General features: G+C 60.2%; 11 protein-coding genes and 3 tRNA genes. 7 read left to right on the forward strand and 7 right to left on the reverse strand.

Annotation, left to right across the window (positions count from 1 at the left end; genetic code table 11):
* Positions 1-442 precede the first annotated feature (442 nt).
* The 4 genes from AB5Z25_RS09910 (at position 443) to dinD (ending at position 5,004) form a co-directional block, all read left to right on the forward strand.
* Positions 443-1,177: an iron-sulfur cluster assembly scaffold protein gene (locus AB5Z25_RS09910; RefSeq protein WP_006235554.1), complete on the forward strand. Its 735-nt coding sequence runs from the start codon at positions 443-445 to the stop codon at positions 1,175-1,177.
* Positions 1,178-1,195: 18 nt separating this feature from the next.
* On the forward strand, positions 1,196-2,200 hold the full coding sequence (locus tag AB5Z25_RS09915) for a GGGtGRT protein (protein WP_117800431.1): 1,005 nt from the start codon (positions 1,196-1,198) through the stop codon (positions 2,198-2,200).
* A 255-nt stretch (positions 2,201-2,455) separates the two neighbouring features.
* Entirely contained in the window at positions 2,456-3,982 is a 1,527-nt protein-coding gene (locus AB5Z25_RS09920) for an FAD-dependent oxidoreductase (protein WP_368135462.1), read from the forward strand.
* 161 nt (positions 3,983-4,143) lie between these two features.
* Positions 4,144-5,004: a DNA damage-inducible protein D gene (gene dinD / locus AB5Z25_RS09925; RefSeq protein ID WP_368135463.1), complete on the forward strand. Its 861-nt coding sequence runs from the start codon at positions 4,144-4,146 to the stop codon at positions 5,002-5,004.
* Positions 5,005-5,092: 88 nt separating this feature from the next.
* On the opposite strand, the gene AB5Z25_RS09930 is transcribed toward dinD, so the two are convergent.
* The 3 genes from AB5Z25_RS09930 to AB5Z25_RS09940 all read right to left on the reverse strand — a co-directional run bounded on the left by AB5Z25_RS09930 (position 5,093) and on the right by AB5Z25_RS09940 (position 5,383).
* A tRNA-Lys gene (locus AB5Z25_RS09930) sits at positions 5,093-5,165 on the reverse strand.
* A 43-nt stretch (positions 5,166-5,208) separates the two neighbouring features.
* Positions 5,209-5,284: transfer RNA gene (locus AB5Z25_RS09935), tRNA-Lys, on the reverse strand.
* Positions 5,285-5,306: 22 nt separating this feature from the next.
* Positions 5,307-5,383, reverse strand: a tRNA-His gene (locus AB5Z25_RS09940).
* 166 nt (positions 5,384-5,549) lie between these two features.
* On the opposite strand from AB5Z25_RS09940, the gene AB5Z25_RS09945 reads away from it, so the two are divergent.
* On the forward strand, positions 5,550-6,731 hold the full coding sequence (locus AB5Z25_RS09945; protein WP_368135464.1) for a pyridoxal phosphate-dependent aminotransferase: 1,182 nt from the start codon (positions 5,550-5,552) through the stop codon (positions 6,729-6,731).
* Between the two features lie 141 nt (positions 6,732-6,872).
* The gene (locus AB5Z25_RS09950) at positions 6,873-7,763 is read left to right on the forward strand and encodes an ROK family protein (RefSeq protein ID WP_368135465.1); all 891 of its coding nucleotides are present in this window, start codon (positions 6,873-6,875) and stop codon (positions 7,761-7,763) included.
* 114 nt (positions 7,764-7,877) lie between these two features.
* Here AB5Z25_RS09950 and AB5Z25_RS09955 read toward each other — a convergent pair whose 3' ends face one another.
* The 4 genes from AB5Z25_RS09955 to argS form a co-directional block, all read right to left on the reverse strand.
* Positions 7,878-8,327 carry a VanZ family protein gene (locus AB5Z25_RS09955; protein WP_148332258.1) on the reverse strand — a complete coding sequence of 150 codons (450 nt, stop codon included), beginning with the start codon at positions 8,325-8,327 and terminating at the stop codon, positions 7,878-7,880.
* 7 nt (positions 8,328-8,334) lie between these two features.
* On the reverse strand, positions 8,335-9,735 hold the full coding sequence (locus AB5Z25_RS09960; protein WP_368135466.1) for a hypothetical protein: 1,401 nt from the start codon (positions 9,733-9,735) through the stop codon (positions 8,335-8,337).
* Between the two features lie 312 nt (positions 9,736-10,047).
* Positions 10,048-12,573 carry a transcription termination factor Rho gene (gene rho, locus AB5Z25_RS09965; protein WP_368135467.1) on the reverse strand — a complete coding sequence of 842 codons (2,526 nt, stop codon included), beginning with the start codon at positions 12,571-12,573 and terminating at the stop codon, positions 10,048-10,050.
* A 529-nt stretch (positions 12,574-13,102) separates the two neighbouring features.
* Complete coding sequence (argS, locus tag AB5Z25_RS09970; RefSeq protein ID WP_118206450.1) at positions 13,103-14,956, reverse strand: arginine--tRNA ligase; 1,854 nt, start codon at positions 14,954-14,956, stop codon at positions 13,103-13,105.
* A gap of 342 nt (positions 14,957-15,298) precedes the next feature.
* Between argS and AB5Z25_RS09975 the strand changes: the two genes are divergently transcribed.
* Positions 15,299-15,784, forward strand: coding sequence for a CarD family transcriptional regulator (locus AB5Z25_RS09975; RefSeq protein ID WP_006235480.1), 486 nt, complete (start codon positions 15,299-15,301; stop codon positions 15,782-15,784).
* The last annotated feature ends 153 nt before the right edge of the window (positions 15,785-15,937 follow it).

The following is a 15,937-nucleotide window of genomic DNA, read 5'->3' on the forward strand; positions in this document are numbered from 1 at the left end:
ATGGTAAAAGCCGGTAACCGTTCTCCAAACGCGCTGCATGGCGCTCCCTTCGCCAGGATCTGCTTGCCATCCAATACAGCACGATTGAAGCGTGCCATCAAAACATTCACGCAAAACAATACACTCGCGCGGCCAAAGGCAGTAAACAGGCGGCGAACGGCACCGTTGCAACAGGTCAACCCCTGCAACACTTACAAGAGCCGACCAAAAGCTTGCCCAAGACGGACCCCCTCTACGGAAGTTCACGACCACAGAACATAGAGTTAAACCGTTTCAATTAAAACTTCCGGACTTCTCGCTACGAAAACTGAGCCGTTCGCCGAATATTCCGTGCATTTCGCGGTATTATAGGGGCTGCATGTCACGTCCCTTTCGAAGGGTCGCCCGGCAATCGCCAGCCACGACCCCCAGACGGGACGCCAACACGATAGAGAGGAGAGGCATGCAGTACTCACAGGAAGTGGAGAACATGTGCCCCGTTGCCAAGGGTGCATACCACGGCCCCGCACCCATCCCCGAGGAGGGCAAGTGGGTCCAGGCTAAGGAGATTTCCGACATCTCCGGTCTTACGCACGGTGTGGGTTGGTGCGCACCTCAGCAGGGCGCCTGCAAGCTCACGCTGAACGTCAAGGACGGCATCATCGAGGAGGCCCTCGTTGAGACCATCGGCTGCTCGGGCATGACCCACTCTGCCGCCATGGCTTCCGAGATCCTTCCCGGTAAGACCATCCTCGAGGCCCTCAACACCGACCTCGTCTGCGACGCCATCAACGTTGCTATGCGCGAGATCTTCCTGCAGATCGTTTACGGCCGCAGCCAGACCGCGTTCTCCGAGGGCGGCCTGCCCGTGGGCGCTTCCCTCGACGACCTCGGCAAGGGCCTTCGCTCTCAGGTCGGCACCATGTTCGGCACCAAGGCCAAGGGCGCTCGTTACCTCGAGCTCGCTCAGGGCTACGTCACCCGCATGGCTCTCAACGACAAGAACGAGATCATCGCATTCGAGTTCCTGAACCTCGGCAAGTTCACCGACGCCGTCAAGGCCGGCAAGACCCCCGAGGAGGCCATCGCTGGCGCTATGGGCCACTATGGTCAGTGGGAGAACGCTGCCAAGTACATCGACCCGCGCACCGACGAGGAGACTCACTCCGTCGCCAGCGTGTTCCCGGTTCACGAGTAGAAAGGGAGGGAAATAACTATGACTGTTACGTTCGAAGGTTACGAGCGCCGCGCTGACAAGATCAACAAGTGCCTCGCCGACAACGGCATCGCCTCCCTCGAGGAAGCTCTGCAGATCTGCACCGACAAGGGCTTCAACCCGCGTGAGATCGTCAACAACACCCAGTCCATCGCCTTCCAGAACGCCGAGTGGGCCTACACCCTCGGCTGCGCTCTCGCTGTCAAGCGTGGCGCCAAGTCCGCTTCTGAGGCTGCTGCCATCATCGGCGAGGGCATCCAGGCCTTCACCGTTCCCGGCTCCGTCGCCGAGGACCGCAAGGTCGGTCTGGGCCACGGCAACCTGGGCGCTATGCTGCTCTCCGACGACACCGAGTGCTTCGCCTTCCTGGCCGGCCACGAGTCCTTCGCTGCCGCTGAGGGTGCTATCGGCCTGGCTCTGAACGCCAACAAGGCTCGCAAGAAGCCGCTGCGCGTTATCCTCAACGGTCTGGGCAAGGACGCTGCTCAGATCATCGCCCGCATTAACGGCTTCACCTACGTGAAGACCCAGTTCGACTACTACACGGGCGAGCTCAAGGTCGTCGAGACCATCCCCTACTCCGATGGTCCCCGCGCTGCCGTTAACTGCTACGGCTCCGACGACGTCCGCGAGGGCGTTGCCATCATGTGGCACGAGAACGTCGACATCTCGATCACCGGTAACTCCACCAACCCCACGCGCTTCCAGCACCCCGTCGCTGGCACCTACAAGAAGGAGCGCCTCGAGGCTGGCAAGAAGTACTTCTCCGTCGCTTCTGGTGGCGGCACTGGCCGTACCCTGCACCCGGACAACATGGGCGCCGGCCCTGCCTCTTACGGCATGACCGACACCATGGGCCGTATGCACTCCGACGCCCAGTTCGCCGGTTCTTCCTCCGTGCCTGCACACGTTGACATGATGGGTCTCATCGGCATGGGCAACAACCCCATGGTCGGTGCCACCGTCGCCTGCGCTGTCGCCGTCGAGGAGGCCCTCAAGGCCTAATCGCGCCCGCGCGATGCTCATATAGTTGAGCTTGGAGCCGCTACCTTTCGAGGTGGCGGCTCTTTTTGTTTACACCGACGCAGGATAGCTAATGCCGATATGTCAGTTGCGGCGAAATACGAGATGTGATGAGATGGAGCGTCAGAGCGTCCATGACGCCCACCTGCCATATTTGCCCTTTACCGATTTGCCGAGTCTTTGCGACCCCATTGCCGATCACCCGTGCGACAATGCGCCGGACGAGAAAGGAAGCCAATGGAATCGACTGATGTACTGGTAATTGGATCTGGCATTGCGGGCCTTTGCGCCGCCATCGAAGCGGCATGTACAGGTGCAGCCGTCACTGTGGCAAGCGCCGGCAAGACCATGAGTGGATCGAGCTTCTTCCCGGGTACCTGGGGCCTCGGCCTCATCGGTCCCGTCGACGAAGACGACGAGCAGGACCTCATCGACACCATCCAGACCGTCGGCGGCGGTGTCGCCGACCCCGAACTCGTCCAAACGTTCGTCCACGGCATTCCCCAAGCGATTGACTGGCTCGAGCAAGACCTGGGCGTTGAGCTCCAGCGTCCGCAAAGCGCCAAGAGTGCTCAACAAAAGCAATTTATCCCCTGCTTTGACCACAAGACGCGCATGTGGCGCGGCCTCACCCGCAAGCCCCTTGAGGACGCTCTGACGACCTGGATCGAGTCGCTCGGCATTCGCCTGCTCCCCCGCCATGAGCTTATCGACCTTGTTGAGGACACGAACGGCAGAATAACCGGAACCGTACTCTACGACCTTACCGAAAATCGAATCGTGCCCTTTGCTGCCAAGGCCACGATCATCGCAGCCGGTGGCACAGGCGGCCTGTTCGAGCGCAGCCTTACATCGGCTGATGTGCTCAGCTCCTCGCAGGCCATCGCACTGGCGCACGGCGCAACACTTACTAATATAGAGTTCATGCAGATGATGCCCGGCTTCATCGAGCCCAGGCGTAACTTGGTCTTCAACGAGAAAACCTGGCGCTACGTGCATGTAGACCAGCCGGTAGATATTGCCGACGACAAGCTGAACGACCTGCTCGAGCAGCGCTCTGGATATGGTCCCTTCACGTCACGCTTGGCCTCCCGCGCTATCGATCTCGTCATCGATCAGGCAGGTGTCAAAGGCCTGGCACTCCACTACGACTTCCCCCGCGAGGATGTCCCAGAGTTTGTGCAGACCTTTGCCACCTGGCTGCAAGACGAGCACGGCATCGCCCCGACTGACGAGATGCGCGTTGCGATGTATGCCCACGCCGCTAACGGCGGCATCAAGATCGATAAGACCGCGCACACGGGCGTTGAGGGCCTCTACGCTTGCGGCGAGGCGACAGGCGGCATGCACGGCGCCGACCGCATTGGTGGCTTGTCAAGCGCCAACGGCATCGTATTCGGACGTATCGCGGGCGCATCGGCAGCCCTCACAGCGCAGAAAGAGCCTGAGGCGGCCCTGAAGGCGGATATCACCCTCCCCCAGTACGGCATTGCCACAACAGATGCCGAACGCCTGACACACAGCCTTAGGCACACGATGAGCACCTTTTGCATGATCAACAGGACCGAAACAGGCCTATCCGAGGCACTACACGAACTTGAGGGCTTGAAGACGGAGGCAACGACCTTGAGCACACAGAAAGCCCAGGACAGCGAAATCGCTGCCCTCGCCCGCCTGCAATCGAAGATTCAACTAGCACAGGAAATGGTCAAAGCCATGCGTAAGCGAACCGAAAGTCTCGGATCGCACTATCGAGCGGATTAAACTGGACACCTATCTAAAGCAGAACACAACTAATCGATATCTATGGGCCCCGCGAGCTCGAAGTGACTCGGGGCTCATTCGTGTCCGCACGGCAGCGTATCCTTATTCTAAATACAGAGCGGGCAAAGCCCGCATAAACAATAGACCAGCGAGGAGGAGATATGGACAGTAGAGATATCGAGAAGTGGCGTGTCGAACTTGATAGCTACGCCAATGTGGAAGACGGCGTTGAGTATTGGCTCGCACGCGATTTAATGGAACCCATGGGATACACTCGATGGGAGAACTTCGCCGAAGTTGTTAAGAGGGCAAAAGTCTCGTGCGAAACAAACAAAACTCCAGTTGATTCCCATTTTCGTGACACCACGAAAATGGTAACTGCCGGTGTCGCCGCTCGCGCGGTTAAAGACTACAAACTTACGCGCTATGCATGCTATTTAATCGCCCAGAACGGAGACCCAAACAAGCCAGAGATCGCGCTCGCGCAGGCATACTTCGCCGTGCAGACCCGCCGCCAAGAGCTCATAGAGCAGCGCTTTGCAGAGATTCAGCGCTTGCAGGCGCGCCACTCGCTATCCGATTCAGAGAAACAGCTCTCGGGTATTGCGTTCAAACGCGGCGTGGACTCCAAAGGATTCGCGATCATCAAGTCGAAGGGCGATGAAGCGTTATTCGGCGGTAGAAGCACGGCGGAAATGAAGCAGCAGCTCGGCGTACCCAAGAGCACGGCATTGGCGGACAGGTTAGCCGATGTCCTCATCAAAGCAAAGGACCTTACGAACTCGATGACGGCCTTCAACGCCGAGGAACACGACCTGTACGGCCTGGACCAGATCAAACAAGAGCACGTCGAGAACAACACAAGCGTGCGTGGCAGCCTCATCGACCGCGGAATTGTCCCCGAGAACCTACCACCTGCCGAGGATACAAAAAAGCTCGAGCGTCGCGTGAAGGCAGACGAGAAGAAACTCAAGGAGGGTACTGACGGTTTTACCGATCCCCAGGGTAGGCTCGATCTGTGAAAGCAGCTGTGCCCTTTCGGGTTCGACCCCCTGCGAGGTCAGCAAAAAAAGCGACCAGCCTGGGCCGGTCGCTTTAACAATCTTTGGGTGGGCCGTCAGGGGGTCGAACCCTGGACCTTGGGATTAAGAGTCCCCTGCTCTACCAACTGAGCTAACGACCCAAAACTAAAGTCCGTTGTGACGGACTTTAGAGGAGATATCGTGTGGTGGGCCGTCAGGGGGTCGAACCCTGGACCTTGGGATTAAGAGTCCCCTGCTCTACCAACTGAGCTAACGACCCGATATCAACACGAAGCAAGAACTGGGGTGGGTAAAGGGACTCGAACCCTCGACCTACGGGACCACAACCCGTCGCTCTAGCCAACTGAGCTACACCCACCGTGTCCTGTGCGCTTCGCGCTCGACTATTATTGCAAGGAACGCCACGCGATGCAAGCCCCAATTTTCAAGAATTATGAAAAGAGTTTTTTAGATCCATTTCGGGCAAATCCTACCGGTTCCATAGGAGTAAACTTGCCCCACTGCAAATGCTCGAAAGGACCAGCATGAAAGAACTCTCCAACCGTACGGCAACGTTTACCGATTCCGTCATCCGCCGTATGACGCGCATCTCCAACAAGTATGGCGCCGTCAACCTGTCGCAGGGCTTCCCTGACTTCGATCCCCCAGCGCAGTTGCTCGATAGCCTCAGCACCATCGCTAGCGACCCCAAGCCGCTCTATCACCAGTACTCCATCACCTGGGGCTCCCAGGCCATGCGCGAGGCGCTCGCCGCCAAACAGGAGCACTTTATGGGCATGCCGGTGAACCCCAACGAGAATATCGTAGTCACCTGCGGCTCCACCGAGGCCATGATGGCCGCCATGATGACGGTCACGAACCCCGGCGATAAGGTCGTCATCTTCTCGCCGTTCTACGAGAACTACGGCGCCGACACGATCCTTTCGGGTGCCGAGCCCATCTACGTGCCGCTCAACCCGCCCACATTCGACTTTGACCGCGAGGTGCTCGAGGCGGCCTTCCGCGACAACGATCCCAAGGCCATCGTCCTGTGCAACCCTTCCAACCCCTGTGGCAAGGTCTTTACGCGCGAGGAGCTCACCTTTATCGCCGACCTCTGCAAAAAGTACGACGCCTACTGCATCACCGACGAGGTATACGAGCACATCGTCTACGCGCCCCACGAGCACGTCTATATGGCCACGCTGCCCGGCATGTTCGAGCGCACCATCAGCTGCAGTTCGCTGTCTAAGACGTACTCCATCACCGGCTGGCGTCTGGGCTACACCATTGCCCCGGCCCAGATCACCGAGCGCATCAAGAAGGTCCACGACTTCCTCACCGTGGGTGCCGCCGCTCCCCTGCAGGAAGCTGTCGTCACCGCCCTCAACTTCGACGACAGCTATTACCAGGAGGTCCTCGACCTCTACACCGCCAAGCGCGACCTGTTCTGCCAGGGGCTCGATAGCATCGGTCTTGAGCACAACGTGCCGCAGGGCGCTTACTACGTCATGATGGACATCTCTGAGTTTGGCTATGACAGCGACCTCGAATTCTGCGAGGATCTCGCGTCTAAGGTGGGCGTGGGCGCCGTGCCCGGCTCGAGCTTCTTCCGCGAGCCCGTCAACCATCTGATTCGTTTCCACTTTGCCAAGCGGGACGAGACGCTTAACGCGGCACTGGAGAACCTCAAGTCGCTACGTGATAAAATCAAGCCGCGCGGGTAATGACGGCCCGGCAACTAAAGCAACCAAAGAAGCCTCGCACCGCCCGCCGCGTTGCGAGGCTTCTTTTTATAACGCTTTCTTAAATAGTTTAGAGCCCTATACTTTAGTCACGGAGCAACTCGTCCCAGAGAGAGGAATACTATGGCAGAACAGCAGCTTATCGGAGCGCTCGAGGCCGGCGGCACCAAGATGGTCTGCGCCACGGGCTATGCAGACGGTACGGTCCTGGAGCGTGAGCAGATCGCGACCACGACCCCGCAGGAGACCGTTGAGGCCGTCAACGCATGGTTTGCCGACAAGGGCATCGCCGCGCTGGGCATTGGCGCCTTTGGCCCCACCGCAGTCAACCCCGCCTCGCCCCAATACGGCAAGATCCTGGAGACGCCCAAAACGGCATGGCGCTACTTTGACCTGCTGGGCACCATCCAAAACAAGCTCAATATTCCCTGTGGCTACGATACCGACGTCAACGTCGCCTGCCTGGGCGAGGTCACCTTTGGTTGCGCCCAGGGCCTCACGGACGTGGTCTACCTGACCATCGGCACCGGTGTGGGCGCCGGCGTGCTCTCGGGCGGTAAGCTCGTACACGGCATGATGCATCCCGAGGCCGGCCACATCCTGGTCACGCGCGACCCGCGCGACACCATCGGCGAGCATAGCGCCTGCCCCTTCCATGACAACTGCCTCGAGGGCCTCATCGCCGGCCCTGGCGTTAAAAAGCGCTGGGATGGCAAGAGCGCCGGAGACATGGCCGATGACCCGGAGGCCATGGACCTGCTCGCAGGCTATCTGGCACAGGCGCTCATGACCTACACGCTGTGCTACGCACCGCAAAAGATCATCATCGGCGGCGGCGTGGCCGACCACACCCCCATCGTGCCGCTCGCACGCAAAAAGTGCGCCGAGATGCTCAACGGCTATATCGTCACGCCCGAGGTCAACGACATCGATTCCTATATTGTCAACAACAGCCTCGAGGGCAAGCAGGGCATCATGGGCTGCCTGGCCCTGGGCGCACAGGCGCTTCAGTAGCAGACGCACCCACAGGGCGTGGCGCGCTCGGCAAATCCAACCTACGGCACGACGCCACCACGCCTCATATAACCCCTCAAATAAAAAAGGCCGCCTAGGACCAAACAATACGTCCTAGGCGGCTTTTTTGGCGCACATCAGCCACCGTAAGAGATATCGGAGCACAACGCCCGTTGCCGCTCCACAGCAGTCGATCATCACATCGGTGATCATGCCGGCGCGTCCCGGCACAAAGAGCTGAATCGTCTCGTCGATCGAAGGAATCAGCAGCAGGAACACCGCCGTGGGCAGCAGCACGTCAAAGGTGCGCCGGCCCTCAAAATCAAAGGCATGCGTTGCCAGGATGCCGAGCACCATATACTCGGTAAAATGCGCGCACTTGCGAACAACAAAGTTGGTCACCCATTCATATGGAAGTCCCACGCCGTGCAGGAAACCGCGGATAGCTTCCATGACCGTTAGGCTCAGCGAGCCCGACCCCGAGCCGGGAACCAGCGAATTGCCCCAGATCAAGAGCGCCATCAGGCAGGTTACAACCGCCCATTTTCGATTGATCTTAACCATGCAGAAGTTATGCCTCCGCGCGGAGCGGCGCGAAGCTGGCGGTACCGCCCTCGATAACGCTCAGATAGGCACGGCCCGTACGCTTGGCGGTTGAAGACTGCAGGCGCTCGATCTCTTCCTCGAGGATCTGATTGACGCGCTCGTGACGACGGTTTTCCATAATGCCGGCGGCAATAGCCTCGGCCCGCTCGATGCTCTCGCGCGAGATACGGGCAGTATCCTCGGGGAACACAGCACTGTGACGGCCGACATAGGCGGGGGCAGCAGGCTGAGGGGCAGCGACGGGAGCGGGGGCCGTAACAGGAGCAGGCTCGTCAATCTCATCCAGGATCGCGGTGGCGGCGGCCCACATGTCCTCGTGGCCCGAGTAATCGGCCATGGGGACATCAACCTCGAGCGAGGCGTCCGGAAGGTCGCCGGTGTCGATGCGATCTTGGGCATCAATCGATGCGGTGATGGCTGCAGGCTCATCGAGGTCATCGAGATCGATGTCCGCGGCACCGGAGATGATAGGCATGCTGGCGAGGTTTGCATTGTACGGCGCAGCCTCAGCCGCCTGCTGCTGGGCAGAAGCGCCCCACAACGAGCTTTCGGCGGCACGGCGGGCGGCAACGGCCTCCTCGTCAGCGGTCATGGCTTCATCAACGTACGAATTGTCGGCAGAAGCATTCGCGTCGCCCGAGGTAGCGTTGTACGCGTTATTGGCTGCCGCGTTGGCAACGAGTGCCACGAAAGCCGCCGTGCTGCCCGCAGGGGCGGCCTGGGAGCCCGACACGGCGCGTGCCGCGGCGGCGATGTCGTCGCGATTGAAGGAGCCGGTCTGCCCGCCGTTGGTGAGCTCGTCGATGGCGACTTGATAGACGTCGCGCGAGTGTGCAGGGTCGCAGCTCACCGGCGAATCGTCGTCGAGCATACTGTCGATCATGGACCAAGCCTCGTCCTCGTCCATAGCATCTGCGGCTCGAGCGATGGTAGGGACACCATCATCGGCATGACGGCGCTGGAACGCACCGGTCAGGCCGGAAAGGAATGCCGAGGTAGACTGCTCCGACTGAGCCTGAGAAGCAGAAGCGGTAGCATAAGGAGTCGCATCCTGCTGCTGAGCTGGAATCGAGGCGGTCTTGAACTCGCTTTGATGCTGATTGAGATTGGCGGCACCGCCCATGGCATCGGGCTGGAACAGACGCTCTTCACGCTGCGCATGGTACTCGGAGATACCCAGCGAGGCGGCATAGATACCCACGCCCGCCACCGCGCCCACGGCGAAGGGAACCGCACCCGCCACGACCGTCTCGTTCACCGACGAAAACGGTAGCGTCGCGGCATACATAACCACGGGAGCGGCAAGGCCGATCCCGCACGAAAGTCCGGCAAGGACTGCTCGTTGTGTTGCATCAGAAGAAGCCATGAGCTCTCCCCATCTTCCAGCACCCAAATCGCATCATTCAGTTGGCTGCGCGAGAGAAGATGAAGCGGGGCTATGCCCCAAAGCAACGGTATATGGTTCGTTTCATCTGCGTTATCCGTCGCGAAGCTTAAAAGCTATTATGCGAAACCGCCCAGTCGATTGCAAGCGACGATGTCGGATTGAAACGGGAAACCTGCTGCTTGCCAGTCTTATGGTCAAAAATAAGCGCGGATACGCGATATGGAAAAGGGCCGAGGCGCAAGCCCCGACCCTTTATCGCATTGATGGCTATCGCTGCGTGTGGATGACAGCCTAGAACGTCTGCTCGTAGTCGCTGTGCTTTTTGGCCGAACGCACCAGGAACTCCTGGTTGGTGTTGGTGCCTTTAAGACCCTTAATGAACGACGCGGCTGCGCGCTCGGTGTTGTTCATGCCGGCAAGAATGCGACGCAGACCAAAGACAAACGGACGCATCTGCTCGTCGACCAACAGGTCCTCGTTACGCGTACCGGAGGCAACGGGGTCGATAGCCGGGAAGATGCGGCGGTCGGCCAGTTCGCGATCGAGCTTAAGCTCCATGTTGCCGGTGCCCTTGAACTCCTCAAAGATGACCTCGTCCATCTTGGAACCGGTGTCGATGAGGGCAGAGGCCAGGATGGTGAGCGAGCCACCGTTCTCGATATTACGGGCTGCACCCAGGAAGCGCTTGGGAGGATACAGTGCCGCCGAATCGACGCCGCCCGAAAGGATGCGGCCTGAGGCGGGCGCCGCCAAGTTGTAGGCGCGGGCAAGACGCGTGATGGAGTCGAGCACCACCACGACATCGCCGCCCAGCTCCACGATGCGCTTGGCGCGCTCGATGACAAGCTCTGCCACGCGAGTGTGGTTATCGGCGGGCATATCGAAGGTCGACGCCACAACCTCACCCTTGATGGAACGCTGCATATCGGTGACCTCTTCGGGGCGCTCGTCGACGAGCAGGCAGATGAGGTGCACCTCGGGGTTGTTAATCGAGATAGACTGGCAGATCTTCTTGAGGATCGTGGTCTTGCCGGCCTTGGGCGGGGACACGATCAGGCCACGCTGACCCTTGCCGATCGGCGACACGATGTCGATGGCGCGACCGGTAATGGAGTCCTTGCCGTGCTCCATGCGCAGCGGCTCATTGGGATAGACCGGGGTGAGGTCGCCGAACTTGGGACGGTTGCGAATCTGCTCGGGGTCCAGACCGTTGACGGTCGTGATTTTGGCGAGGCCGGCGCGCTTGTCGCCGCCGCGCGAAGGACGCAGCGAGCCCTCGATAACGTCGCCCGTGCGCAGGCGCGCGGAGCGGATGAGGTAGGCGGGCACGAAGGCGTCGTCGTTGGACTTCATATAGCCATGGGCGTGGATGATGCCGGAGCTGTCCGGGCGAATCTGCAGAATGCCCTTGATGTCGCGGAAGCCCTCGGCCTTCGCGGCGGTGACGTAGATCTCCTCGACGAGCTCGGCTTTCTTCTTGCCGGTCGTCTCAATCTCGAACTCCTTGGCCTTCTCGCGCAGCTCGGCGACCTTCATGGCCGCGAGCTCCTCGCGCGAAAGCGTGGGCTCAGTCGGAGCGGCATTGCGCTCCTTATTGCGCTGTTTGCGGTCGCGCTGACGGTTGCGACGGTCGTTGTTGCGCTCGTTGCGTTCCTCGTTGCGCTTGTGCTGGCGACGGTTGGAACGAGTGCCGTCTTCGGCCTCGGCGGGCGCGGCAGCATCGGTTGCGGCGGCGTCGGCATTGACCGCAGCGGCTTCATTGGCCTCGGCGCCAGAATCGACCTGCGCTTCGACATCAGCCTGATGCTCGGACGCCTTGGCCTTAGCGGACTTCTTACGACCGCGCTTGGGCTTCTCGGACGCAGGCTGTTCGACGTCTTGGGGCTCGGCGGCATCAGTCGATGCATCGGCGGTCGTCTCGTCGGAATCCTCGGACGCACCCTTCTTGGCAGCCTTAGCCTTGGACGTGCGCTTAACAGCAGTGCGACGGCTGCGACCGGGGCGGACGTCGGCGGGCTCGGCATCGGCGGGAGCGGCCTCGGAAGTCGCAGCATCCTGAACGGGTGCATCGGCAGCGGTTGCAGACTCGGCGGTCGCCGCAGCATCCCGAGCAGCTGCGGCTGCGGCTGCGGCCTTCTCTGCCTCGACGAAGGCCTTGGGCTTGCGACCGCGACGGTGCGGGCGCAAAGCCGGATCGACAACGGGAACTTCGCTGGCCTCGACAGGCGCAGCGGGCTCAGTTGGCGATGCGCCCTCCCCTGCCGCGGAACGGACCGAAGCCTCAGTGAGCTCGGGGGTTACCTGTTCAGCAACCTGCTCGGCCTTAGCAGCCGTGCGACGGCGTGTGCGCGGTGCCGGCTTCTCGGTCGGTTGGTCGGCGGCAGGGGTCTCGGGCACAGACGGAGCTGCAAGCTCGGTCAGAGCCGCGGCCTCGCGCTCGGCAGCACGACGGCGGGCGCGCACCACCTGAGCCTCGCTAATCTGCGCCAACGCACGTGCCTGCGCGACCTCATCGGAAATCGGCGCCGAGGAGTCAGCTGCAACGGTGCGCTTGGCGCGCGTCGTGCGCGCGGTACGGCGCTTGGGCTTGGTGACCTCCTCGCCGTCAGCGGCAGGCTTGGCCGCGCGGCGCGTGCGCTTGGGCTTTGCCGGAGCAGCCTCCTCACCAGTTGCAGGCACGGCCTTCTCAGCCGTTGCAGCCTTAGGCGTCTCAGGAGCCGAGGTTTGCGCGGGCGCCGCGACCTGGTCCGACGCAACCGGTGCAGCGGGAGCGGCTTGCGTCGTCGTTATTTCGTTTTCTTGCTGTTGATCAGACACAGTGTTTGCTCAACTTTCTTTTCAAGCCCTGTGATCACATGCTCCCTGCATAAACCTTCAGGGCGGCTAAACAGTCTAGCTCCGTCAAATACCGACGGACATCATTGATCTGTATCGAGATATTTGCGTCATATACGCAGCGTTAGTGTAACACAACCGCCGCCACCTGCAACTTAGTCATTGGGGACGTTCTTAAACGACTATTCAAAAGGGACACTCTTTGGTTTACCGCCCACAAATCTGACTGCCTCCGCCAAAACTATGGCGGTTTACTACGATGAATCGCTCAACCGCGACCACTCCGAAACTTGTTGAACTAAAACCGCAGGTAGATGCCTTGCACTTTTTAGCTAAAAGCCGGCGTGGTTGGAATATCTCAATTCATCGTAGTAAACCGGCATAGTTTCGTATTTCCAGCAGTTCCAAATTCGTCAATACGTCGGCGTTTGCAAAAAAGCCCGACCTCCGTGGGAGATCGGGCTTTCAAGGCTTAGTTAAACCAAGTCTGTACGGTCAAATGACCCGCAGATTACATCTGCTCGGGCGCGGAAACGCCAACGAGGGTGAGCACCAGGGCGAGCGTCACGCGAACGGCGTCGCAAGCGGCCAGACGGGCGCGCGAAAGCTCGGGGTCGACGGGACGGCCCTCGCTCGGCAGAACCTGGCAGGCAGCGTAGAAGCTGTGGAAGTCGCCGGCGAGTTCCTCAGCAAAGTGCGTCAGACGGAACGGGGCGCGGTCGCGAGCGCAGCTGGCGATCAGGTCGGTGAGCTCATTGAGCTTGCGCGAAAGGGCGAGCTCGGTCGGGTCGGTCAGCAGCGAGTAATCGACGTTCTCACCGATGGCCTTCGCGGCGACGGCCTTCATGCCCATCTCGTCAGCCTGCTCGGGCGTAACGTCAGCGGCACGGCGCAGGATGGAGCACACGCGGGCGTGAGCATACTGCACGTAATAGACCGGGTTGGAATTGTCGCGCTTCTTAACAGCCTCGATATCGAAGTCGACCATCTGGTTAGAGCTCTTGGAAATGAGCGTGTAGCGAGCGGCATCGGAGCCGACCTCGTCGACGAGCTCCTGAAGGGTCACCATGGTGCCCTTACGCTTGGACATACGGACGGGCTTGCCGTTGCGCAGCAGGTTGACGAGCTGGCCCAGCAGAACCTCAAACTTGCCGGGATAGCCAAGAGCGTCGCAGACGCAGCGGACGCGCTCGATGTAGCCGTGGTGGTCGGCACCCCAGATGTCGATGACGTGGTCGACGCGCTGGAACTTATCCCAGTGATAGGCAACGTCGGAGGCGAAGTAGGTGTACTCGCCGTCGGACTTGATCAGGACGCGGTCCTTGTCATCGCCCAGGTCGGTGGAGCGGAACCACAGGGCGCCGTCCTTGGTGTAGAGGTAGCCCATCTTGTCGAGCTTCTCAAAAGCGCGGTCGACGGCAGAGGTGCCGGCGGTCTCGCCCTCGGTGTCCTTCACGTACAGCGAACGCTCGGAGTACCAACGATCGAAGTCGCAGTTAACGGCATGGCAGAGGTCGCGCATGTTGTCGACCATCTTCACGTAGCCGCGCTCACGGAAGCTCTCCATGCGCTCCTGCGGATCGGCCTCGACCCACTTGTCGCCGTCGGTGCGCCAGAACTCGGCAGCCTCGTCGATGATGTAGTCGCCGCCGTAGGAATCCTTGCCCAGGGTCTCGGCAAAGTTGTCCTGATACGGATGGGTCTCGGGGTGCTCGTCGTTCTCGTCGGCAACAAAGGCGTCGCGGTCGGCGATCAGCAGCTTGTGAGCCTCGTCGATATCCACGCCCTGCTTGGCGATGATGTCGGCAAGCTGCATATAGCGCGTGCTGATGGAGTTGCCGAAGGTGTTCATCTGAGAGCCGTGGTCGTTGATGTAGAACTCACGCTGGATGTCGTAACCGGCGTGGTCCATAACGCGGCAGAGCGAGTCGCCCAGCGCGGCCCAGCGGCCGTGGCCGATGTGCATGGGGCCGACGGGGTTGGCGGAAACGAACTCGACCTGGGTCTTCAGGCCACCACCGACGTTGGACTTAGCGAAGTCCATACCCTTCTCGCGAGCCTCGCCAAAGATGGCATTCTTGACGGCAACGGAGAGGTAGAAGTTGATGAAGCCGGGGCCTGCGATCTCGACCTTCTCGATCGCGGGGTCCTCGGGCATATGGGCAACGATGGCCTCGGCGATCTTGCGCGGGGCGCAATGGGCCAGCTTGGCGGACTTCAGGGCCATGGTAGAGGTCCACTCGCCATGAGAAGTGTCAGCCGGTCGCTCGATAGCGCAATCGTCAAGTTCAAATGCGGAAAGGTCGCCGGCCTCCTGGGCCGCAGCAAGCGCAGCGCGTACCAGCTCTTCAATCTTCTCGGGCATAGATCCTCCTTGTGTTAAAGCCCCCGAGCCCTTGGTCACTCGTAGGGCAAAAGCCAGAGTTTGTAGCACTCTATCACAAGCGACGGGCACTGTCGCAGGGTAAAGCCAATCGATATTGCATATGCACAAAATTGACTACAGCTTGTATGGAGTCACTCAAAGATGCCAGTCTGCCTGCAGATTATGCAGGCGTTGAAAATGCATAAAGGTGTGAATGAGCTGCGCCTGTTATCGAATACTCTTACCTATCGGAGTTGTGTGCTTTTCCTGCATAAAGTAAGGGTTTGCGCACGTCAGCGTGTTATTCTAGACATACGTAAATTCGTATAAGTTGGAGGTAGCATGTTCTCAATCGGTCAACACGTCATTCATCCGGGTCAGGGAGTCTGCACCGTCGTCGGTTTTAGGGACGACACACCGCAGCCCATGCTACTGCTCGAGACCAAGCAGGGACATGCGCAGACGATCCTCATGTACCCCGTGGCGCAGGCCGACCGTTTGCACGCCGCCATCTCGCAGCAAGATGCCGAGCACCTGCTGAGCCACTATGACGAGCTGGAGTGCGACACCTTTACCGAGCGCAACAGCTCGCTTGAGGAGACGCACTTTAAGCAGCAGCTCAAGCTGGGTGCGCCCGAGACGGTCCGCGTGGCAAAGACCATGATGCACCGCATTCGCCAGGCCGAGGAAGCTGATAAAAAACCCAGCTCCTACTACATGCGCGTACTCAAGGAGGCCAAACGCCGCTCCATCGAGGAGTTCGCCGTGGCCCTTGGTGTCACCGAGGAGGCCGCCGAAGCCCGCCTAGCCCAAGCCGCCCTCAACTAACCCATCCGCGCCAAAAACCACCACAAAGGGAACAGTGAACTGCCTCCCATTTCTTGGACATCGGGAAATGGGAGGTTTTCCATGAGTATAGACCTCAGGGTGAAGCACGACCTGGAGTCCAGGAGGCGGGCCGTCGAGCTCTTCGACGCCGGC

The sequence above is a fragment of the Collinsella aerofaciens genome (assembly GCF_040910325.1).
GTDB classification, from domain to species: domain Bacteria; phylum Actinomycetota; class Coriobacteriia; order Coriobacteriales; family Coriobacteriaceae; genus Collinsella; species Collinsella aerofaciens_BL.